14 protein-coding genes are annotated in these 21,451 nt (G+C 73.4%); 5 read left to right on the forward strand and 9 right to left on the reverse strand.

What is annotated here, in order from left to right; all coding sequences use genetic code 11:
* Nucleotides 1–6 precede the first annotated feature (6 nt).
* The 5 genes from D9C15_RS26295 to D9C15_RS26315 all read right to left on the reverse strand — a co-directional run bounded on the left by D9C15_RS26295 (nt 7) and on the right by D9C15_RS26315 (nt 9,570).
* On the reverse strand, nt 7–2,511 hold the full coding sequence (locus D9C15_RS26295; RefSeq protein WP_128001717.1) for an ATP-binding protein: 2,505 nt from the start codon (nt 2,509–2,511) through the stop codon (nt 7–9).
* Between the two features lie 21 nt (nt 2,512–2,532).
* On the reverse strand, nt 2,533–3,657 hold the full coding sequence (locus tag D9C15_RS26300; protein ID WP_128001798.1) for a substrate-binding domain-containing protein: 1,125 nt from the start codon (nt 3,655–3,657) through the stop codon (nt 2,533–2,535).
* 107 nt (nt 3,658–3,764) lie between these two features.
* The gene (locus tag D9C15_RS26305; RefSeq protein ID WP_128001719.1) at nt 3,765–6,947 is read right to left on the reverse strand and encodes a response regulator; all 3,183 of its coding nucleotides are present in this window, start codon (nt 6,945–6,947) and stop codon (nt 3,765–3,767) included.
* An 18-nt stretch (nt 6,948–6,965) separates the two neighbouring features.
* Nucleotides 6,966–8,360, reverse strand: a complete 1,395-nt coding sequence (locus tag D9C15_RS26310; RefSeq protein WP_205854909.1) for an ABC transporter substrate-binding protein — start codon at nt 8,358–8,360, stop codon at nt 6,966–6,968.
* A 289-nt stretch (nt 8,361–8,649) separates the two neighbouring features.
* Nucleotides 8,650–9,570, reverse strand: coding sequence for a LysR family transcriptional regulator (locus D9C15_RS26315; protein ID WP_128001721.1), 921 nt, complete (start codon nt 9,568–9,570; stop codon nt 8,650–8,652).
* An 84-nt stretch (nt 9,571–9,654) separates the two neighbouring features.
* Here D9C15_RS26315 and D9C15_RS26320 point away from each other — a divergent pair, with 84 nt between their 5' ends.
* The 3 genes from D9C15_RS26320 to D9C15_RS26330 all read left to right on the forward strand — a co-directional run bounded on the left by D9C15_RS26320 (nt 9,655) and on the right by D9C15_RS26330 (nt 13,802).
* Entirely contained in the window at nt 9,655–9,996 is a 342-nt protein-coding gene (locus D9C15_RS26320; RefSeq protein WP_128001723.1) for a protocatechuate 4,5-dioxygenase subunit alpha, read from the forward strand.
* Between the two features lie 20 nt (nt 9,997–10,016).
* Complete coding sequence (locus tag D9C15_RS26325) at nt 10,017–10,856, forward strand: class III extradiol dioxygenase family protein (RefSeq protein ID WP_128001724.1); 840 nt, start codon at nt 10,017–10,019, stop codon at nt 10,854–10,856.
* Nucleotides 10,857–10,961: 105 nt separating this feature from the next.
* The gene (locus tag D9C15_RS26330; RefSeq protein ID WP_128001726.1) at nt 10,962–13,802 is read left to right on the forward strand and encodes an AMP-binding protein; all 2,841 of its coding nucleotides are present in this window, start codon (nt 10,962–10,964) and stop codon (nt 13,800–13,802) included.
* Nucleotides 13,803–13,855: 53 nt separating this feature from the next.
* Here the strand turns inward: D9C15_RS26330 and D9C15_RS26335 are convergent, their stop codons facing one another.
* Both D9C15_RS26335 and D9C15_RS26340 read right to left on the reverse strand, forming a co-directional pair.
* Nucleotides 13,856–15,520 carry a hypothetical protein gene (locus D9C15_RS26335; RefSeq protein WP_128001728.1) on the reverse strand — a complete coding sequence of 555 codons (1,665 nt, stop codon included), beginning with the start codon at nt 15,518–15,520 and terminating at the stop codon, nt 13,856–13,858.
* Between the two features lie 78 nt (nt 15,521–15,598).
* Nucleotides 15,599–17,272, reverse strand: coding sequence for a hypothetical protein (locus D9C15_RS26340; RefSeq protein ID WP_128001730.1), 1,674 nt, complete (start codon nt 17,270–17,272; stop codon nt 15,599–15,601).
* Between the two features lie 173 nt (nt 17,273–17,445).
* Here D9C15_RS26340 and boxB point away from each other — a divergent pair, with 173 nt between their 5' ends.
* Nucleotides 17,446–18,939, forward strand: a complete 1,494-nt coding sequence (boxB, locus tag D9C15_RS26345; RefSeq protein WP_128001732.1) for a benzoyl-CoA 2,3-epoxidase subunit BoxB — start codon at nt 17,446–17,448, stop codon at nt 18,937–18,939.
* On the opposite strand, the gene D9C15_RS26350 is transcribed toward boxB, so the two are convergent.
* Complete coding sequence (locus D9C15_RS26350) at nt 18,926–20,182, reverse strand: sigma-70 family RNA polymerase sigma factor (protein ID WP_164886860.1); 1,257 nt, start codon at nt 20,180–20,182, stop codon at nt 18,926–18,928. The genes boxB and D9C15_RS26350 overlap by 14 nt on opposite strands.
* Nucleotides 20,179–20,532: a YciI family protein gene (locus D9C15_RS26355; protein ID WP_128001736.1), complete on the reverse strand. Its 354-nt coding sequence runs from the start codon at nt 20,530–20,532 to the stop codon at nt 20,179–20,181. Before D9C15_RS26355 ends, D9C15_RS26350 begins: the two co-directional genes overlap by 4 nt.
* A gap of 177 nt (nt 20,533–20,709) precedes the next feature.
* Here D9C15_RS26355 and modA point away from each other — a divergent pair, with 177 nt between their 5' ends.
* On the forward strand, nt 20,710–21,450 hold the full coding sequence (gene modA, locus D9C15_RS26360; protein WP_128001738.1) for a molybdate ABC transporter substrate-binding protein: 741 nt from the start codon (nt 20,710–20,712) through the stop codon (nt 21,448–21,450).
* The last annotated feature ends 1 nt before the right edge of the window (nt 21,451 follow it).

The following is a 21,451-nucleotide window of genomic DNA, read 5'->3' on the forward strand; positions in this document are numbered from 1 at the left end:
GGTGCGCTACGCCCGTGCGCCCGCAGGCCTCGACGACGCTGCCGCGCTCGCACTCGAATCCGGCGGCGCGCCCGGGGTAATGGGCGTGGGCAGCCAGCGCGCCAGTGCAGCCAGCAGCGTGTCGAGCCTGACCGGCTTGGCGATGTGGTCGCTCATGCCTGCCGCGAGCGCCTTGTCGCGGTCTCCCACCATCGCGTTGGCGGTCAGCGCGATGACCGGCAGGTCGCGCAGCTCGGGGCGCTGGCGCAGTGCCCGGGTCGCGGCATAGCCGTCCATCACCGGCATCAGGCAGTCCATCAGCACCGCATCGAAGCGCTGCCGCTCGAGCATCTCGAGGGCCTCGCGGCCGTCGCCGGCGACGCTGACGACGACGCCGGCGGCCTGCAGCAGTTCGACCACCAGTTCCCGGTTGATGGCGTTGTCCTCGACGAGCAGCACGTGTGCGCCGCGCACGACGGTGCGCGGGTCGGGCCGGACCTCGGGGCCCTGCCCGGGCGCGGCGAGATGCGGCACCTCGACGCCGTTGGTCGGGCCGCCGGCCGGCGCACCGGCGGGCCGTGCGCGCGCCGCTGCGGGCGGCGCCGGCGCCTCGATCTCGAATGAGAAGACGCTGCCGCGGCCCTCGCGGCTGCGCGCCTGGATGTCGCCGCCCATCAGGCGCACCAGCTGCCGGCTGATGGACAGCCCGAGCCCGGCGCCGCCTTCGCGTCGTTTCTGCTCGGCCACCTGCGCGAAGGGCTGGAACAGCCGGGCCAGCTGCGCCTCGTTCATGCCGATGCCCTCGTCCTCGACCTCGAAGCGCAGGCCGCCGGCGCTGCGGCCTGCCGCGGGCGCGACCGGCCACGCACGCAGGGTCACCCGTCCGGCGTCGCCGAACTTGATGGCATTGGACAACAGGTTGAGCAGCACCTGGCGCAGCCGCTTGTCGTCGACGACGACCACCGCCGGCAGGTCGGGGGCCGGCTCGTAGACGAAGTCCAGGCGCTTCTCCTGCGCCCGGATGCGGACGATCTCGCACACCGCCTGCAGGAAACCCGGCAGCTCGACGTCGACCGGGTGCAGCTCGAGCCGGCCCTTCTCGATGCGGGCCAGGTCGAGGATGTCGTCGATGAGCATCAGCAGGTGCTGCCCGCATTCCTCGATGATCTTCAGCCCCCTGGCCTGCCGTTCGTTCAGCGACTCGCCGCGTCGCAGCATCTGCGCGAAGCCGAGGATGCCGTTCAGCGGCGTGCGCAGTTCGTGGCTGATGTTCGCCAGGAAGACGGCCTGCGTCTCGCGGGCCGCCTCGGCGGCGTCGCGCGCCGCGATGAGGTGGCGTTCGGCCTGCCGGCGCAGCGTCGCGTCGCGGATCACGAGCACCAGCAGGTGGCCGGCACCCGAGCTCACCGGGTTCAGCGAGACCTCGACCGGGATGGTCGATCCGTCGCGGCAGCGTGCCAGGGCGTCGCGCGCCGTGCCGGGCACGGCGCCGGGTGTCCAGTCGAAGTCGGCCAGCAAGCTGTCGCCGGGCAGCCCGGCGGCCTGCGGGTTGGGCAGGCCGAACATGCGTTCGGCGGCGCGGTTCAGCTGCAGCACCCGCCCGCCCTGCAGCACGACGATGCTGTCCGCGGTGTTGTCGATGATCGCGCTCAGGCGCTGCTGCTCGGCCTCGAGCAGCGTGCGGGTCGTCGCCAGCTGGCGGCGGTCGGACAGGAAACGTTCCACCGCGCGCGCCATGGCGCCGATCTCGTCGTCGCCCTGCACGTCCACCTGCGGCGGGGCATCGCCGGGGGCGTCCGCGGACAGCAGGCTGCGGCTGACCTGCTGCAGCCGCGCGATGATGCGCCGGCCGAGAAAGACCCGCGCGATGAGCCAGGCCATCAGCAGGCTGAAGGCCAGCCAGGCGACCACCCAGTAGGCGCTCGCCTGCGAGGCGTCGACGACACGCAGCACGGCGGCCTGGTGGGCGCGCGCGAGCCGGTCCGACTGCTCGCGCGCGGCCTGCGCCAGGGCCTGCGCATGGGTCTGCATCTCCTCGCGGTAGCTCCTCAGCGCGCCGCTCGTCGACGCACTCGCGGGCCCCGGGCCTTCCGCGGCATCGCGCAGCCGGGCCAGCACATGGGCCGAACTCCGGAACAGCTGGCTGGACTGGTGCAGATCGAGCACCGACATGTCCTCGCTGACCGCCAGCTGGGCGGTCAGTTCGTCGAGCGCGTCGAGTTCGCCCAGGATCCGGGCGTAGGTCTGGTGCGCCTGCTCCCGGGAGTCGGCCGAGATCATGCGTTCGGCCAGCCGTTCGATCTGCAGCGTCTGCTGCTGCAGGGACTGGGTGTGGCGCGCGCGCGCGAGCTGCTCCTCCGAGAACCGGCGCGCCGCGTCGCCGGTGGCGAACAGGGCGAGGAAGGCCGTGGCGCCGCCGGCGACGATCAGGGCGGCCATGGCGGACAGCGCGACCGCGAACTGCGCTCCGAGCGAGCGCGGCCGGAGCCGGTTCAGCCAGGCGGCCCGGTGCTGCGACGAGAAGATCCGCATGGCAAGCAAGCCCCGCCCCGGTCAGCGCTTCTTCCAGATCCGCAGGTACACGTCCCGGTAGCCGTTCTCCGGGTCGTAGACGAACCGGGAGCCGCCATCCGAGGCGACGTTCTGGCCGGACACGAGACGCACGGGCGCGACGAAGCCGCTCACCGGCTGTCCGGCGAAGAGCCGGTTCAGCTCGTCGATCACCTGCCAGCCCTGCATGTTCAGCGGTTCGGCGACCGTGCCGGTCTGGTAGGTCCCGGCGCGGATGCGCATGAACGCCGACGCGCTGCCGTCGCCTGCCGACAGCAGGCTGATCGCGCCGTTGGGCAGCGCCGCCTCGATCAGCACCGGCACCGCATAGTCGAAGTAGATGTCGTTGATCGCCAGCGCGTGCGTCCAGCGCGGACCGTGGGCGGCCAGCAGCTCCCGGGTCACCGCCGGCATGCGCGCCGCGGCGTCCGAGATGGCCACGTCCCGCAGCTCGAGCAGCGTGCAGCCGCCGCACTGGCGGATGACGTCGGCCATGGCCTGCGCCTTGGCGGTCGCGATGGCGAAGCGGGAATCGTTGAACACGACGACCCCGGCCCGGCCGCCCGACTGCGCGACGGCCGCCAGCGCCGTCGTGCGCGCGACCGCGATCGGATCGGTGCTCACGTTCATTGCGACGGAGGTCCCGGCGATGGGCCCGGGGTGGGGGCCCGCGTGCCAGCCGACCACCGGCGGCAGCCGGGGGCCCGCCGCCCGCAGGACGGGTTCGAGTTCGTGTGCGTCCGAGCCGCAGATCACGAGGCCGTCCGGGCGCGCCGCCAGCGCGTCGCTCACGGCCCGGCGGCGACCGGCGGCCGTCCCGCCCGCATCGACGACGCGCACCTTCCAGCCGATCGCGCGCGCCGCCTCGCGGATGCCCTGCGCGACGCCGAGGACGCCGCCGTTGCGCAGGTCCTCGGCCAGCACCACGACGGTCTTGCCGGGTGCGGCCGCCGGCCCGGAGGTCGGCCCGGTCCACGCCGGCACGCGGCCCGACGCGCTGTCGACGGCCTGGCGCGCCGCCTCCACCGGGTCGGCGGCGGCCGGGTCAGGCAGCAGCAGGCACGACGCGAGGGCGCAGAGCGCCAAGCGGATGGCGCGCCCGCGGGCGCTCGCCACGCAACGTTCCATCGGCACGCCGTTGCTCCTTCCGCGACCACAGGCCGGCCGCCTGCGCTGTGCCGGCCGAGGCATCGCCGGCAAGCCCCATTGTGCGCCGCCCTGGCGCTCCGAGGGCGTCAACCGCGCTCCGCCACCGCCGCCTCGCGCAGTCCGGCCAGCGCGGGTGCGAGCTGGCCCCTGACCCGCTCGAGCTGCGCGTCGAGCGCCGGCGCCGGCGCCTGCTCCGCGCAGGCCTGCTCGAGGCCCGCCGCGGCCTCGGCCAGGGCGGTGGCACCGAGCGTCGCAGCCACGCTCTTGAGGTCGTGCGCCAGGCGCAGCATGCCCGCGGTGTCGGCCGCCGCGCGCGCGGCGGCGAAACGCTCGGCGAAGCGCGTCTCGCGCTCGACGAACATGCGCGCGATCCGGTCGTAGAGCCGCGCATCGCCGCCGAGCGTCGCGCGTGCCGCCGGCGCGTCCGGGGCCGCGGCGGCGCTGCGCTCGCGGGGCGGCCGGGCGATCCAGCGCGCCAGCGTGGCAAACAGCTCGTCCACCCGGATCGGCTTGGCGATGTGGTCGTTCATGCCCGCGGCGAGCACCTTCTCGCGGTCGCCGACCATCGCGTTGGCGGTCATCGCGATCACCGGCAGGTCGCGCCACTGCGGCTGCCGGCGCAGCAACTGCGTGGCGGTGTAGCCGTCCATCACCGGCATCTGGCAGTCCATCAGCACCAGGTCGAAGGGCTCGCGCGCGAGGGCGGCCAGGGCCTGCTCGCCGTTGTCGGCCGTGCTCAGCGTCACGCCGGCGCGGCTGAGCAGGTCGCGCGCCAGCTCCTGGTTGATCGGGTTGTCCTCGACGAGCAGGATGCGCGCGCCGGCCAGGCTGGCGCGGTGGGCGCCGAGCGCCTCGTCGCGGCGCTCGGCGCGCCGCGTGTGCTGCCCCGGCAGGTGCAGCACGCCGAGGCAGGTGTCCAGCAGCGTCGACGGCGTCACCGGCTTGCTCAGCGTCGCGGCCGCGGCAATCTGCCCGGCAGACAGGCGGCGCACCACCTCGTCGCGGCTGAACGCGGTCAGCATGAGCACCACGGGCGGCGGGTGGCGCAGGGTCATCTGTGCCAGGCGGGCCATGCACTCCAGGCCGTCCAGCGCGGGCATCTTCCAGTCCAGCAGCATCAGCTGGAAGGGCTGGTCGCGCTCGTCGGCCTGCGCGATCGCCTCCAGGCCGGCCGCGCCGTCGCCCACCGCCGTCGGCTGCATGTCGAAGCCGCGGGTCATCTGCACGAGCAGTTCGCGCGCGATCTCGTGGTCGTCGGCGATCAGCACGCGCAGCCCGCGCAGGCGCGCGACCCGGCCGGCCTCGTCGTCGGCGGGCGGCGGCGTGCGCAGGCCGAAGCGGGCCGTGAAGTGGAAGCGGCTGCCGTGGCCGGGGCGGCTGTCGACACCGATGTCCCCGCCCATCATCTGCACCAGGTGGCGGCTGATCGCCAGGCCCAGTCCGGTGCCGCCGTAGCGGCGGCTGGTCGAGCTGTCGGCCTGCGAGAAGGGCTGGAACAGCCGGCGCTGCTGCTCGGCGTCGATGCCGATGCCGCTGTCGCACACCTCGAAGCGCAGCAGCACCTGCGCGGCATCGCGCTCGAGCTGCTCGACCTTGACGACGATCTCCCCGCGCTCGGTGAACTTGACGGCGTTGTTGCCCAGGTTCAGCAGCACCTGCCCGAGCCGCATCGGGTCGCCCTCGAGGGCCGACGGCAGGCCCGGCGCGAGCTCGAAGACCAGCTCGATGTTCTTCTCGTCGGCCTTCATGCCGACATGGGTGGCCAGGTCGTCGAGCACGTCGCCGAGTTCGAAGGGCACCCGCTCCATGTCGAGGTGGCCGGCCTCGATCTTGGAGAAGTCGAGGATGTCGTTGATGATGCCCAGCAGCGACTCGGCCGCCCGGTGCACCTTGCGCACGTAGTTGGCCTGCTGCGCGTCCAGCCCGCTCTGCAGCGCGAGGTGCGACATGCCCAGGATCGCGTTCATCGGGGTGCGGATCTCGTGGCTCATGTTGGCCAGGAAGTCGCTCTTGGCGCGGTTGGCCACCTCGGCGGCGTCGCGCGCGCGGCGCGCCTCGTCGATCGCCGCCTCGAGGCGCGCGATGGTGTCCGAGAGGCGCTGCGTCATCGTGTCGATGCTGGTGCCCAACACGCCGATCTCGTCCTGCGAGACCGGCTCGGCGCGCGCCGCCAGGTCGCCGCCGGCCACGCGCTCGGCCACGCGCGTGAGCCGGCGCACCGGCGCGACGATGCTGCGGCGCACGCCCCAGGCCAGGGCCACGGCCGCCAGCAGCGCCAGCAGCCCGCCCGCCGCGGCCGCCCAGCGTGCCCGGGTGATGCTGGCGAGGGCGCCGTCGAGCGCGCCGCCGAGCCGGCCCTGCTGCACCTCGGCCAGGCTGGCCAGGTGGTCCAGCATCGCCGCCGCCTGCGGCGCCACCTGGGTGCGGTAGAGGTACAGGTCCTCGAAGGCCCGCTCGCCGTTGATCACGCCGATGATCCGCAGCGCGAGCTGCGCGATCTCGTTGCGCAGGCGGGCGATGTCGTCGAGCAGGGCACGCTGTTCGGCGTCCAGCAGCGCGCGGCGGCCGGACACGGCGGTCCACGCCGCGGCGTTGGTGGACAGCTGCGGCCCGTAGGCCAGCTGGAAGTTCAGCTCGCCCGAGGAGCCGTAGGCGATCAGGTTGGTGACCATGGCGTCGAACGAGGCCTGGAAGTGCAGCAGGTCCGACAGCAGCTCGCGGTGCGGCGCGGCCGCGGTGCGCTCCTTCTGGCGCTCGATCAGGCGGCTGAGCGCGTCCAGCACCTGCACGCGGCGTGGCTGGACCTCCAGGCGCGAGAGCCGCAACGCGAGCCGGTTCTTCAGCGGGTCGTCGTGCAGGTCGAAGAGCTGCTGCGGCAGGCGTGCCCAGCGCTGGTAGTCGCTCGTCAGCTCCTGCACCGCACGGGCCGCATCGCCTTCCGGCCAGCGGGCCGACATGGCCTGCAGGGCGGCGAGGCTGCTCTCGAAGCTGCGGCGTGCCGCGTGGTAGTGCGTCACGTCCTGCGGGTCGCTCAGCACCAGGTAGCCGCGCACGTGCAGCTGCATCTTCAGCAGGCTCGCCTGCGCCTGCGTGGACGCCAGCACCGCGGGCAGGCGCAGGTCTTCGGCGAGCGCGATGTCGTGGGCCAGCCGCTGGCCGCCGGCCAGCGCCAGCGCGACCACCAGCAAGGTGACACCGGCCAGCGCGCCGAAGCCGAGCGTCAGCTTGTCGCCGACGCCCAGCCGCTGGAAGCGCTCGCGCCAGTTCACGGCCTGCTCCTCGGCACCCTAGAACCCGAGCGACGCCCGGTACGACCGCCGCTGCCGCTCGCGCCCGAGGCGGATCGTGATGTCCTCGAAGTCGACTGCCGCGGCCCTCAGCGCCGCTTCGGGGCTGAGTTGCCCGGACGCCGCCTCCACCAGGTGCAGGTCCAGCGCCAGCCAGTAGCTGTACGCACCCGGGATGCGCAGGTAGGGCAGCTGCAGCGGATTGCTGTAGTTGTCGTGATAGGCCTGCAGGAAGTCGGCGATGTCGGCCTTGTCCCATCCCGCGGCCGTGTAGTTCTCGATCCGGCCCGTGCCGCGCGGGGGCAGGAAGTGGTAGCGCCGCCCCGGGTCGATGCCGTCCCAGCCGCGCGCGGCGTAGATCTCCGACTTCGGCTGCGAGGCCATCAGCGCGAGCAGGTAGTAGGTGGCCTCCGGGGCCTTGGAGAAGCGCGAGATCACGCCGGCCCAGGAGCCGCCGGTGGTGTTGCCGACGCGGTTGAGCGGCTGCGCGCGAACCCATCGTTGCTCGCGGATGCTGTAGTACTCGCGCGAGCCCGGCAGCTGCGACGAGCCGACCCGGCCGCGCACCCGGCTGCCCTCCTGCTGGGCCAGGGCGCCCAGGTCGCCCCAGGTGAGCGCCAGTGCCGCGCGGCCGCCGAGGAAGTGGTCCCAGCCCTTGCCGAGGTCCCACTGCAGCATCTCCTTCGGACCGGACTTCACCAGCTCGGTGAGCACGGCCAGCGCGCGCACATGGCCGGGGCTGTCGATCAGCGGTTTCATCGTGCGCGGGTCGAACCAGTACAGGTGCGGGTTGGACGGGCCGATCACGAACGAGGCGGACAGCGACATGAACTGGAACATGCCCTGCGCGCCGGTCAGCAGCGGCAGCACGACGCCGTGGTCCGGCTGGCCGTCGCCGTTCAGGTCCTTGCCGTTGAAATACTCGGCCAGGTCGCGGAACTGCTCCCAGGTGGCCGGCACGCCCAGCGCGTAGCCGTAGGCCTTCTGGAACGCGGCGCGGTGCGCCGGATCGGCCAGCAGGTCGCGCCGGTAGTACATCACCTGGCCGTCGTGGTCGTTGGGCACCATGTACAGGTGCCTGCCGTAGGCGAGCAGGCGGCGCGGTGCCGGCAGCACCTGGTCGAGCGCCAGGGCCGGGAAGCGCGCATCCTTGCGGTACGCGTCGTAGGGCCGCAGGTACTCGCCTTCGACCAGTTCGCCCAGCCACCAGGCACCGGCGATGCAGGCGTCGTAGCGGCCCGTGCCGGCGGTCAGGTCCGCCGTCAGGGTGCTGAAGAGTTCACCGAAGGGACGCCGTACGACCTCCAGCGTCGCGCCGGTGGCGGCCTCGTATTCCGCCTTGAGTTCCTGCAGCGGCGAACTGATCGCCAGGTCGTCGACCGTCAGCACGGTCACGCGCTGGCCCGCGAATGCGCAACGCCCCGGCGCGCACGGCGCCGCCACACGCGGCGGTGCCAGGGCCCCGGGCTTGAGGAGGGTGGAATCGGAGCCCTTGGGCTTCGGGGTGGGCTGCGCACCATGGGCCGCGCATGCAATGCACAGTCCCGCGGCCAGCGACCGCAGGCACCTGGACAACCACGGGCGGTCGAGCACGGGTGACCTCCTGCCCTGGCCGGGCTGCTGTCGCCGGCCGGCCTCGGCGCGCAGCGATCTTGCACCCGCGACCCACAAATGCAAGCCCGGGCTAGCCCGGCGGTGGCCCGCCCTCCATTGCCTCGCGGGCCACCGCCTCGAGTTCGGCGCGCAGCCAGCGGTGCAGCGGGTCGTCCTGGCGGCGTCGGTGCCACACCAGGTACATCGGCATCGGCGGCGTCGCGAAGGGCAGCTCGGTGGCCGCCAGGCCGCGCAGCGCGCCGCGGCCGAGCAGCGAGGGCAGGGTGGCCAGCCAGGGGCCGCCGCGCAGCAGTGCCGCGATGCCGGCGAAGCCCGGCACGGTGGCGACGATCTCGCGCTCGATGCGCTGTTCGGCCAGCCAGGCGTCGATGTCGAGCCCGCGCCGGTCTTCGTGGCGCACGGTGACATGTTCGGCCGCGAGGTAGTCGGCGCGCCTGGCCGGTGCCTTGCGTGCCGCGGCGTCGAACCAGACCACGTAGCGGTCCTCGAACAGCCGCTTCTGCAGCAGGTCGGCGGCCTCTGGCGGGCGCGGCGTGATCACCAGGTCGCAGCCCTGCTCGCGCAGCAGTGCCGGCTGCGGCGCGCCGGACGGGATGACGCACAGCCGCGCGCCGGCGCTGGCGGCACGCAGGCGGCGCAGCAGCGCGGGCAGCAGCAGGTCGCGCTGCAGGTCGTTGGCGGCGATGGTGAGCGTCCCGCGCCAGCGTGCCGGGTCGAAGCCGGCCGCCTGGCCGAAGGCGCGCAGCTCGTCGAGCAGCACGCGGGCGCGCGCGGCCAGCGCCTCGGCCTGCACGGTGGCGACGATGCCGCGGCCCGAACGCACGAACAGGGCATCGCCGGCGATCGCGCGCAGCTTGTCAAGCCCGTGGCTGACGGCCGACTGCGTCACGCCCAGGCGCTGCGCCGCGCGTGTGACCGACCCTTCCTCGTGCACCGCGAGCAGCAGTTCCAGCGCGTGGCCGTCGAGGTCGAGATGATCGAATCGGCTCATGGGTGGAATGAACGACCCCGGCTTTATCTCATGCATGGGTTTGCCGACACTGACCGCCATCAACAACCCCGGCGGGAGACGCGCATGAGCTTCGACATTCCCGGCACCACGCTGTTCGACGGCGCCCAGGCCCGCAAGGGCTACGCGCTGAACAAGATGTGCTTCTCGTTCAACGACGCGGCCAACCGCGCCGCCTTCCTGGCCGACCCGGAGGGCTACTGCACGCGCTACGGCCTGACCGACGAGCAGCGCGCCGCGGTGCGCGCGAAGAACGTGCTGCAGCTGATCGCTGCCGGAGGCAACGTCTACTACCTCGCCAAGTTCGCCGGCATCTACGGGCTGGACGTGCAGGACATCGGCGCGCAGCAGACCGGCATGAGCAAGGACGCGTTCAAGGCCAAGCTGGCCGCCTACGCGCAGCACTGAACAACAGGGAGACGAACACCATGGCCCACCTCGTCGGCGCCGTCACCACCTCGCATGTCCCGGCCATCGGCCGCGCGATCGCGAAGAACCTGCAGGACGATCCCTACTGGAAGCCGTTCTTCGCCGGCTGGCCGCCCGTGCACCGCTGGCTCGAGCGGGCCAGGCCGGATGTCGCGGTCGTGTTCTACAACGACCACGGGCTGAACTTCTTCCTCGACAAGATGCCGACCTTCGCGGTTGGCGCCGCGCCCGAGTACCGCAACGCCGACGAGGGCTGGGGCATCCCGCAGGTGCCGGCCTTCCGCGGCGAGCAGGACCTCTCCTGGCACCTGATCGAAGCGCTCGTGCAGGCCGAGTTCGACGTCACGAGCTGCCAGGAGATGACGGTCGACCACGCCTTCACGCTGCCGATGGCGCTGCTCTACCCGAGCCAGGCCTGGCCGGTGAAGGTGGTGCCGGTGTGCATCAACACCGTGCAGTTCCCGCTGCCCTCGGCGAAGCGCTGCTACGCGCTCGGCGAGGCGGTGGGCGAGGCGGTGCGCGCCTGGAAGAGCGACGCGCGCGTGCTGGTGCTGGGCACCGGCGGGCTTTCGCACCAGCTCGACGGCGAGCGCGCCGGCTTCATCAACAAGGACTTCGACCTCGCCTTCATGGAGAGCCTGCTGCACGACCCGCGCTGGGCCACGCAGTTCGACACCGGCCAGCTGGTGGAGAAGGCCGGCACGCAGGGCGTGGAGCTGCTGATGTGGCTGGCGGCGCGCGCCGCGCTCGGCGAGCGTGTCGCCGGGGTGCACCAGAACTACCACATCCCGATCTCGAACACCGCCTCGGGCCTGATGGTGATGGAGCCCGCCGCCTGAACGCCGCAGCGGCCGGCCCGGGCACGCGCATGGCGTGACGCCGATCAACGCCGGCGCCGCCGCGACCCGCCCCGGGCGCGCCGACGGCGCCATGATCGGCCCGTCATGGATGCCCCCGCGTGCGCTCCGCCGGGCGAGGCCGGCTTCGGCGAGGCCGACCTGTGCGAGCTCGTCGCCGCCACCGCGCGCGAGCTGCAGCGCGGCCTGCCGCTGCAGGCCGGCGTGACGCCGGCCACCACCCTGGACCGCGACCTGGGCCTGGACAGCCTGGGCCGGGTCGAGTTGCTGCTGCGGGTCGAGCGCGCCGCCGGCGTGGCCTTGCCGGAGGACACGCTGCAGAGCGCGGAAACCGTGGCCGATCTCTGGCGCTCGGTGCAGCGCGGTCGCCCGCTGGCGGCGGCCGGCGCGCCGCCGGCGGTGCGTGCCGGCCTCGAGGCGCCGCCGCCGGCGCCCGCCGCGCCGTCCGGCAACCCGGCGCAGGCGGCGCAGACCCTGCTGCAGGTGCTCGACGCCCACCTGCGCGCGCAGCCCGATCGCACCCACATCGTCTGCCTGGCCGACGGGGGCGAGACGCACATCGACCATCGCCGGCTGGCCGACGCCTCGGCCGCGCTGGCCGCGGGGCTGCAGCGCGCCGGGCTGCGTCCGCGCGAGACGGTGGCGATCATGCTGCCGACCGCGCCCGAGTACTTCTTCACCTACTTCGGGATCCTGCGCGCCGGCGGCATCCCGGTGCCGATCTACCCCCCGGCGCGTGCGTCGCAGCTCGAGGAGCATGTGCGGCGCCACACCGGCATCCTGGCCAATGCGCAGGCGGTGTTCCTCGTCAGCGGGCCCGAGGTCATGCGCGTCGCGCGGCTGCTGCAGGCGCGTGTGGGCACCCTGCGCGCGGTGCTGACGCCGCAGCAGCTCGCCGCCGGCGGCGGCATGCCGCGGGCGGTGCCCGTGCGCGGCGACGACGTCGCGTTCATCCAGTACACCTCGGGCAGCACCGGCGCCCCCAAGGGCGTGGCGCTGACCCACGCCAACCTGCTGGCCAACATCCGCGCCATGGCCGCGACGATCGCCGCGCGGCCCGAGGACGTGTTCGTCAGCTGGCTGCCGCTGTACCACGACATGGGGCTGATCGGCGCCTGGCTCGGCAGCCTCTACGTCGGCATGCCGCTGGTGGTGATGTCGCCGCTGGCCTTCCTGGCACGGCCGCAGCGCTGGCTGGAGGCGATCTCGCGCTGGCGCGGCACGCTCTCGGCCGGGCCGAACTTCGCCTACGAGCTGTGCCTGGCGCGCATCGATGCCGCCACGCTGGCCACGCTCGACCTGTCGAGCTGGCGGCTCGCCTTCAACGGCGCCGAGGCGGTCAGCCCCGACACCGTGCTGCGCTTCCAGCAGCGCATGGCAGCCTGCGGGCTGAGGCCCGAGGCGGTGGCGCCCGTCTACGGACTGGCCGAGGCGTCGGTCGGGCTGCTGTTCCCGCCGCCGGGCCGCGGGCCGCGCATCGACCGCATCGTGCGCGACGCCTTCGTGCGCGAACAGCAGGCGCGTCCCGCCGCGGCCGACGACGCCACTGCGTTGCGCTTCGTCGCCAGCGGCCGGCCCCTGCCCGGGCACGAGGTGCGCATCGTCGATGCCGAAGGGCGGGAGCTGCCCGAGCGCGTCGAGGGCCAGCTCGAGTTCCGCGGCCCTTCGGCCACGCAGGGCTACTGGCGCAACCCGGAGCAGACTGCGCGCCTGTTCGACCGGGGCTGGCTCGACAGCGGCGACCGCGCCTACGCGGCCGACGGCGATATCTACGTCACCGGTCGCGTCAAGGACATCGTGATCCGCGCCGGGCGCAACCTGTACCCGCAGGAGATCGAGGACGCGGTCGGCGCGGTCGAGGGCATCCGCAAGGGCGGCGTCGCGGTGTTCGGCCGTGCCGATGCAGGCAGCGGCACCGAACGCCTCGTCGTGCTGGCCGAGCAGGACCCGCGCCGCGGGCGCGGTGCCGCCGGGCTGCGCGAGGCGGTGGCCCACGCGGTGCTCGACACGATCGGCGAACCGGCCGACGAGATCGTGCTGGCGCCGCCGCACACCGTGCTCAAGACCTCCAGCGGCAAGGTGCGGCGCTCGGCCTGCCGCGAGCTGGTCGAGCAGGGGCGGGTCGGCGCTGCGACGCCCGGTGCCGCATGGCAGTGGCTGCGCCTGGCGCTGGGGGCCGTGGTGCCGTGGTCGAAGGCGGCCGCGCAGACGGGGATGGACGCGCTGTTCGGCCTGCGTGCCTCACTGCTGTTCTGGCTGTTCGCCCCGCCGGTGTGGCTGCTGACCCAGTTCATGCCCAGCCCCGCGGCCGCGTGGGCGTGGTGCCGCCGTGCTGCGCGCGCGCTGCTGCGCCTGGCCGGCACGCCGGTCGCGCTGCAGGGGCTGGAGCACTGGCCCGCCGATCGCCCCTGCGTGCTGGTGTGCAACCACGGCAGCTACCTCGACGGCGTGGCGCTGGTGGCCGCCTTGCCGCGCCCCTGCGTCTTCGTGGCCAAGCGCGAACTGGCCACGCAGTTCGTGGCCGGGCGCTTCCTGCGCCGCCTGGGTGCGGCGTTCGTGGAACGCTTCGACGCGATGCGCAGCACGGCCGATGCCCGGCGCCTGGCCGAGGCGGCACGCGGCGAACGCTCGCTGCTGGTGTTCCCGGAGGGCAGCTTCCGCGCCGACGTCGAGATGCTGCCCTTCCATCTGGGCGCCTTCGTCGCCGCGGTGCAGGCCGGGGCGGCGGTGCTGCCCCTGACCCTGACCGGCACACGCGCGCTGCTGCCCGACGGCCGCTGGTGGCCGCGCCGCGCCGCGCTCACCCTGCACATCGACGCGCCGATCGAGGCGGCCGCGGGCGAGGAGCCGTTCGCCGCGGCGGTGCGGCTGCGCGACGCGGCGCAGTCGGCCATTGCGCGGCGTCTGGCCGACGCGGCCGAGGCCTGAGCGTCGGCAAGGCGAACACCCCGGCCGCGCCGGCAGCGACCGCCCGCGATGCCTCAGGCCGTCTGCAGCAGCCGGATCAGCAGGTCGATCACGTCGCTGCCGTCGGGCGAGCGCAGCCGGTGCTGGCGCAGCGAGCGCAGCAGGTCGGTGCCGGCAAGCTGGCGGTAGTCGGCCCGCACCAGGATGTTGGCGATGGCGCGCTGCGCCTCGAGCGAACGTGCCTTGGGGAACAGCTGCGCGATCTCGCGCAGGCTCTGCGCGTCGGCCAGGCGCTGCTTGGCCAGCGCCTCGAGCGCACGCAGCTGGGCCGCGGGCGTGTTCATGCGCGCGATGCCGGCGGCCACGCTGCGCAGCTCCTCGACGCGGGTCATCGGCCGGTGGCGCAGGTAGACCTGGGCGATCTCGACCTCGTCCTCGCGCGGGCTGGTCAGCGCGCGCAGCGTGCGCTCGTGCGCGGCAGGGCTGCCCAGACAGGCCAGCACCGCGGCGTCCGCCACCACCTCGGCGCGCGGCGCACCGGTGGCCTGCAGCCGCTCGGCCAGGCCGGCACCGCGGCCGGCCGGCGTGTCGCACACCAGGTCCACCTCGTGGCGGCCGAGCTCGTTGCGCGCCATGCGGCGGGCGATCATCGCGACGAACTCGTCCTGCTCCTGGGCCGGCGTGAGCCAGCCGAGCGAGCGCGCCACGGCCGTCATGCGCGTGGTGGTGGACGCGCGGTCGGCGTCGCGGGCGAGCGCCAGGAAGCGTTCGCGCGCCGGCTGGTCCGCGGCGATGCGTGCCAGGCCCTCGGCCACCTCGGGCTGCGTGCGCCGCGCCGGGCCGAGGCCGGCCAGGTAGCGCTCCACATGCTCGAGCAGCATGCGCGCGTCGCTCGCCTCGCGCTGCAGCAGCCTGTGCAGGAACTCGAGCTTCTGCGCCTCGGGCCGGTCGTCGGCCAGGCTGCACATCTCGGCGCGGAAGCCGGCGTGCGGGTCGGCCTCGGTCAGCCCGGCCACGCTGATCATCGAGCTGGGTCCGAACAGCTTCAGCAGCGTGGCGCTGGGCCGGCCGCTGCCCACCTCGCCGGCCGGCGCCGTCTCGAAGTAGCGCTCCATCAGCGGGCCGGCGTAGCGGCCCAGCGGCGCCTTGGACGAGAAGCCGTACAGCACCGGCACGTCCTTGAACACATGGCGCAGGCGTTCCCGGTTGCTCTGGCCGTAACGCTCGGACAGCCAGGCGGCCCGGCGCTCGGCCTCGGCGCGTGACGCGCCGGCGCGCTGCAGGCTGCGCAGCACCTCGCCGGAAGCGGCATACCGCGGCTCCGACTTCAGCGTGTTGCAGCCGAACAGGTAGACCTCCTTCAGGTGCGCGAACAGGCCGTCGGGACGGCAGGACTCGTGCTCCATCTCGTGCACGGTGAGGAATTCGCGGAAGTCGGGGCGGTCGGTGTAGAACTCGCTGCCGTCGTCGAAATGGCCGGAGATGACCAGCACGTCGCAGCTCACGCCGCGCTGGCGCGCCGAGGCCAGCCAGTCGGGCTGGCCGCGCTGCACCAGCTCGACGAAGCGGTAGTCGCCCGCCGGCAGGTGGCGCTGGAAGCTTTCCTTCTCGTCGGACGAGTTGATCGTGACGGTGCAGACGGTCTTCGGCGCTGCCGTGGCCACGCCGGCACCCAGGCCGAGCAGGGCGACCAGCGGCAGCCGCCGCAGCAGGCGCAGGGGGGTACGAACGAGGCGCATGGGGTCAGTCTTCCACAAGCAGCTTGCGCGCGGATTGAGCTGACGCGAACGGCGCGGCAACCGGGTGTGACACAGGTCTCACGGCGTGGGCAGGCGTTCGATCAGCGCCTCGACCAGGCTGTCGCCGCCGCCGGGTGCGGGCCGGCGGTGCTCGCGCAGCAGGCGCGCCAGGTCGGTGTCGGCCACGCCGGAGCGGTCGGCCCGGATCAGGATCCCGGCGATCGCGTTCTGCACCGCGGGCGAGGGCGTCTCGGCGTACAGCCGGGTCAGCCGGTCCAGCACCGCGCGGTCGGCCACGTAGTGGCGGCCGAGCGTCTCCAGCGCGCGCACCTGCGCCTCGCCGGCGGGCATCGCCGCGATCGAGTCGGCCACGCGGCGCAGCTCGGCGGCATCCTCGATCGGGCGCTGGCGCAGGTAGGCCTGGGCGACGCGCACCTCCGCCTCGCTGCGGCCGACCAGGGCCTCGAGCACGCGCGCACGCGCCTCCGAGCTGCCGAGGCAGGCGCGCACCGCGGCATGTGCCGCATCGTCGCCGCCGACGGTGGCGGCGCCGCGCCGGCCGAAGGCGCCGTCCAGGTCGCCCTCCTCGTTCAGGCTGCAGGCGAGGCCGACCTCGGGCACGTCCAGCCGCGATCGCTCCAGCAGCTCGCCGAGCATCAGCGCCAGCTCCTGCCAGCGCTGGTCGGCATCCAGCCAGCCCAGCGCATGTGCCAGGTTCACCAGGCGCACGCGCACCGGCGGCTCGTCGGCGCCGCGCGTGTAGGCGAGGAAGCGGTCGCGCGCGGCCCGGTCCTGGGCGATCGTGGCCAGCGCCCGGGCCACCGCCGGGGTCCGGCGGGCCTCGGCGTCGAGGCCGGCCATCAGGCGCTGGATGCGCTCGAGCTGCAGCCGCACCTCGCCGACATGGCGCTGCAGCAGCTCGTGCACGAAGCCCAGGCGCGCCGCGTCGCTGCGTCGTTCGTCGGCGAACTGGCACATGTCGCGGCGCGCGGCGATGGCCGGGTCCTGCTCGGTCATGCCGGAGGCGGCCGTCATCGCGAAGGGTGCGAAGTAGCCCAGCAGGCGTCCGCTCGGGTGGCCGCGCGCGACGTCGGCCGCGCCGCCGGAGCGCAGGTAGCGCTCCAGCGTCGCGCCGGCGATCGGGCCGACCGGTGCGGCCGACGAGAAGCCGTAGATCACCGGCACGCCCTTGAAGATCTGGCGCATGCGCTCGCGGCTGCTTTCGCCCTGGGCCGCGTTGAGCGCCTGCAGCTGGCGGCGCGCTTCCTTGGGCGAGTGGCCTTCGCGCACCAGGCTGCGCACCACCTCGGCCGAGGCGCTGCTCTGCGGCGACGGGTTCAGCGTGTTGCAGCCGAACAGGTAGACCTCCTTGAGCCGCTCGAACAGGCCCGGGCAGGAGGCGCTGCACGACACCCGCTCGAGCTCGGTGACGGGCAGGTACTCCTGGGTCTCGAGCCGGTCGGAGAAGAACTCGTTGGCGCCGTCGTAGTGGCCGGAGATGACCAGCACGTCGCAGCGCACGCCCGCACGGCAGGCCGAGGCCAGCCAGTCGGGCCGGCCGCGCTCGACCAGCTCGACGAAACGCCAGCGCGATTCGCTCAGGTGGCGCCGCAGGCTGTCCTTCTCGTCGGCGGAGTTGACGGTGATCGTGCAGACGGTCTGCGGCGCGGCGGGCGGGGCGGCCGGGGCGGGCAGCGCGAGCAGCAGGGCCAGCGCCCCCAGGGCGGCACGGCCAGGAGCGAACCAGGGCATGGACAAATGCTAACAAGCCCCCCGACGTCCCCGCTTGCGCCGGCGCAGCGCTCCGATGCGCGGTGCCGGAGTGAGGAGACTCTGATCCAGGTCAGAACTTCGTGCACTGAACTGCACAATGATGCATCTCGCGCCAACCGTGAAGTGAAGCAAACTGCATACAAGGAGTGAGCATGAGCGAGACCATCGAGACCCTGACCGAAGTGCCCGAGGCGATCCGCAGCGACCGGTTCGTCGAGGTGCGGACCGACGATTCGATCCCCAACAACGTCGACCTGGCGTCGGACAAGCAGCTGCAGCGCGCGCTGGAGAGCTGGCACCCGAACTACCTCGACTGGTGGCAGGACATGGGGCCCGACGGCTTCCAGGACGCCGAGGTCTACCTGCGCACGGCGGTGGGCGTGGACCCGGCCGGATGGGCCAAGTTCGGCTACGTGAAGATGCCGCAGTACCGCTGGGGCATCCTGCTCGCGCCCAAGGTCGAGGGCCGCACGATTCCCTGCGGCCGCCACAAGGGCGAGCCGGCCTGGCAGGAGGTGCCGGGCGAGTACCGCTCGCTGCTGCGCCGGCTGATCGTGATCCAGGCCGATACCGAGCCGGCCTCGGTGGAGCAGCAGCGCTACCTCGGCAAGACGGCGCCCAGCCTGTACGACATGCGCAACCTGTTCCAGGTGAACGTCGAGGAGGGTCGCCACCTGTGGGCGATGGTCTACCTGCTGGTGAAGTACTTCGGCAAGGACGGCCGCGAGGAGGCCCAGGCGCTGCTCGAGCGCCGCAGCGGCCAGCAGGACAACCCGCGCATCCTCGGTGCCTTCAACGAGCGCACGCCGGACTGGCTCTCCTTCTTCATGTTCACCTACTTCACCGACCGCGACGGGAAGATGCAGCTGGCCGCGCTGGCCGAAAGCGGCTTCGATCCGCTCTCGCGTTCGTGCCGCTTCATGCTCACCGAGGAGGCGCACCACCTGTTCGTCGGCGAGACGGGCGTGGGGCGCACGATCGAGGCCACCTGCGCGGCGATGAAGAAGGCCGGCATCACCGACCCGTACGACACCGAGCGCATCCGTGCGCTCGGTGTGGTCGACCTGCCGCTGCTGCAGCGCAAGGCCAACTTCCACATGAGCGTGACGCGCGACCTGTTCGGCTCCGAGATCTCGAGCAACGCGGCCGATGCCTTCAGCGCCGGGCTGAAGGGGCGCTTCAACGAGGCGCAGCTGACGGATGACCACCAGCTGCAGGACGCGACCTACAGCGTGACCCGCGTGATCGACGGGAAGCTCGTCGACGAGGCCGTGCCGGCGCTGCGCGCGATCAACTGCCGGCTGCTGGACGACTACATCGCCGACTGCCAGGGCGGCATCGACCGCTGGAACAAGGTGATCGAGAAGGCCGGCATCGACTTCCGCATCACGCAGCCGCACAAGGGCTTCAACCGCCGCATCGGCGAATTTGCCGGGCACCGCATCAGCCCGGCGGGCGAGTTGCTGAGCGAGGCGCAGTGGGCTCGGGAGCAGGGCGGCTGGCTGCCCAACGACAGCGACAACCAGTTCATCCATTCGCTGATGAAGCCCTGCACGAAGGCGGGCGAGTACGCCAGCTGGATCGCGCCGCCGCGCATGGGCATCAACGGGCAGCCGGGCGAGTACGAGTACGTCAGGATCGCCTGAGCGCGTCGCGCCGGCGCGCCAGCATCCGGGCGTCGGCCGGGTGCGGCGCGACCGCGATCGCCTGCGCGAGCCGGTCGAGCGCACCCGCGGTGTCGCCGAGCCGCTCGCAGGCACACGACAGCGCGGCGAAGAGGTGCGCGTGCAGCGCCGCCGGCACCTCGGCGCGCATGACCTCGAGGCGGCGCAGCGCCTCGCCCGGCTCGCCGGCCTCGGCCAGCGCGATGGCGTGGCCCAGGCGCGGCGCGCACGACGGGTCGAGCGCGAGCAGCGCATCGTAGTAACGCACGATGGCGCCCCAGTCGGTGCGTTCATGGTCGGGCGCGATCGCGTGCTCGGCCGCGATGCCGGCCAGCAGGTGCCAGCGCGAGGGCGGCTGCGCGCGCTGCGACGCGCGCAGGTGCGCGAAGCCCATGCGGATCATCCCGGCGTCCCAGCGATCGCGCGGCTGGCCGGGCAGCGGCACCATGTCACCCGCGTCGTCGACCTGGCCGGTCAGGCGGGCGCCGTGCAGCAGCAGCAGCGCGGCCAGTGCGTCGGCGTCGCCATGCGCGGTGGCCGGGTGGGCCGCCAGGGCGCGCGCGAGGCGGATCGCCTCCCAGCAGGGCGCCATCGCCGCGCAGGCCGGCTCCGCACCGCCGGCGCGGCCGGCGGCGCGCATGCCGAGATGAAACATCAGCGCCAGCGTCGTCGCGACGGCCTCGCGGCGTGCCGCCAGCTCGTGCCCGGCCGGCACGCGCAGCGCCTGGCCGGCCAGTGCCTCGCGCGCGCGCGCCAGGCGCTGCGCCAGGGCGGCCTCGGTGGTGAACACCAGCGGGGCGATGGCCTTGAGCTCGAGGCCGGCGAGCACCCGCAGGGCCAGCGCCACCTGCGTGGCCGGCGGCAGCAGCGGGTGGCAGGCGGTGAAGACGAGGGCCAGTTCGTCGTCGTCCAGCTCGCCGGCGAAGCGGGCCTCGGGGGGCGGCGCGGCGGGCAACTCGGCCAGGCCCGCATCGTCGTCGGGCAGCGGCTGGTGGCGCCCGTCGTGGCGCAAGGCATCGATCGCCGCATGGCGCGCCACGCGGTACAGCCACCCTGCCGGACGGTCGGGCACGCCGTCCACCGGCCAGCGCTCGAGGGCCCGGAGGGTCGCCGTCTGCACGGCGTCCTCGGCCAGCGCGAGCCGGGCGCTGCCCAGCGTGCGCGCCAGGTGCGCCACCACGCGCCGCCGCTCGCGTGCCAGCAGCGCCGCCAGCGGCGCGTTCACTGCATCTCGTCCACTTTGCGCAGCTCGATCCAGCGCCCGCCGCCGCGGTGCGGGCATTCGAGCGCCAGGGCCTCGGCCTCGGCCAGGCTGGCGGCACGCACCAGGTAGAAGCCGCCGATCACCTCGTGCGTCTCGGCGTAGGGGCCGTCGGTAATCACGGGGCGGCCGTCGCGGCTGCGGATGTGGCGGCCGCCGTCGTCGCTGAGCTTCTCGCCGCCGGCCAGCAGGCCGCGCTCGGCCAGCCGCACGGCATAGGCGCGGTGGGCGGCGACGATCTCCTGCATCGCGGCCGGGGTGAGGAGGGCGAAGTCGGCGGGGGTCTCGTGCAGCAGCAGCAGGTAGGTGCTCATGGTCGGGCTCCGGTTCGCGCCACGGGATTGTGGTCGCTCCCGGACAAGACGAACGGACCGGCCGCCGCATGACGGTGGCGTGCGACGGCATGCTTCCTGCAACCGGAATTCGTTGTGTAGTAATCTACATAACAATCCGCCGACCCCGTGTCGGGAACTCGACAAAGGCTCTCCCGCATGAAACAGCTGCTTGGCGCGCTCATGCTGGCCGCGGCGGCCGCGGCCCGTGCCGGCGAGGTGCAGGTGGCCGTGGCCGCCAACTTCGCCGGCCCGCTGGCCCGGATCGGCGAGGCCTTCGCCGCCGCCACCGGGCACCAGCTCAAGGTCTCTTCCGGGGCGACGGGCAAGTTCTACACGCAGATCGTCAGCGGTGCGCCCTTCGAGGTGCTGATCGCCGCCGACGACGAGACGCCGCGCCGGCTGGTCACCGAGGGTCACGCGGTGGCCGGCACGAACTTCACCTACGCGACGGGCCGGCTGGTGCTGTGGAGCGCACAGCCCGGCCTCGTCGACGGCGATGGGGCGGTGCTGGCCTCGGCCCAGGTGAAGCATGTCGCGATCGCCAATCCGAAGGTGGCGCCCTACGGTGCCGCGGCGCTGGAGGTGATCAGGGCGCGCGGGCTAACCGCGGCGGTCACGCCCAAGCTCGTCACGGCCGAGAGCATCGCGCAGGCCTACCAGTTCGCCTTCACCGGCAACGCGGAACTCGGCTTCGTCGCGCTCTCGCAGGTGGTCGTGCCGGGCAAGCCGTCGACGGGTTCGTACTGGCTGGTGCCGCCGACGCTGCACCGCGAGATCCGGCAGGACGCGGTGCTGCTCAGGACCGGCGCGAAGAACCCGGCGGCCGCGGCGCTGCTCGCCTACCTGAAGAGCGACGCGGCCCGGGCCGTGATCAAGGACTTCGGCTACGCACCCTGAC

Source organism: Piscinibacter defluvii (genome assembly GCF_004011805.1).
Lineage (GTDB): Bacteria > Pseudomonadota > Gammaproteobacteria > Burkholderiales > Burkholderiaceae_C > Piscinibacter > Piscinibacter defluvii.

Coding starts and splice junctions, on each gene's coding strand:
- boxB (WP_128001732.1), top strand. CDS start 17,446: ATGAGCGAGACCATCGAGACCCTGACCGAAGTGCCCGAGGCGATCCGC.
- modA (WP_128001738.1), top strand. CDS start 20,710: ATGAAACAGCTGCTTGGCGCGCTCATGCTGGCCGCGGCGGCCGCGGCC.
- D9C15_RS26325 (WP_128001724.1), top strand. CDS start 10,017: ATGGCCCACCTCGTCGGCGCCGTCACCACCTCGCATGTCCCGGCCATC.
- D9C15_RS26295 (WP_128001717.1), bottom strand. CDS start 2,511: ATGCGGATCTTCTCGTCGCAGCACCGGGCCGCCTGGCTGAACCGGCTC.
- D9C15_RS26335 (WP_128001728.1), bottom strand. CDS start 15,520: ATGCGCCTCGTTCGTACCCCCCTGCGCCTGCTGCGGCGGCTGCCGCTG.
- D9C15_RS26320 (WP_128001723.1), top strand. CDS start 9,655: ATGAGCTTCGACATTCCCGGCACCACGCTGTTCGACGGCGCCCAGGCC.
- D9C15_RS26355 (WP_128001736.1), bottom strand. CDS start 20,532: ATGAGCACCTACCTGCTGCTGCTGCACGAGACCCCCGCCGACTTCGCC.
- D9C15_RS26315 (WP_128001721.1), bottom strand. CDS start 9,570: ATGAGCCGATTCGATCATCTCGACCTCGACGGCCACGCGCTGGAACTG.
- D9C15_RS26330 (WP_128001726.1), top strand. CDS start 10,962: ATGGATGCCCCCGCGTGCGCTCCGCCGGGCGAGGCCGGCTTCGGCGAG.
- D9C15_RS26340 (WP_128001730.1), bottom strand. CDS start 17,272: ATGCCCTGGTTCGCTCCTGGCCGTGCCGCCCTGGGGGCGCTGGCCCTG.
- D9C15_RS26300 (WP_128001798.1), bottom strand. CDS start 3,657: ATGGAACGTTGCGTGGCGAGCGCCCGCGGGCGCGCCATCCGCTTGGCG.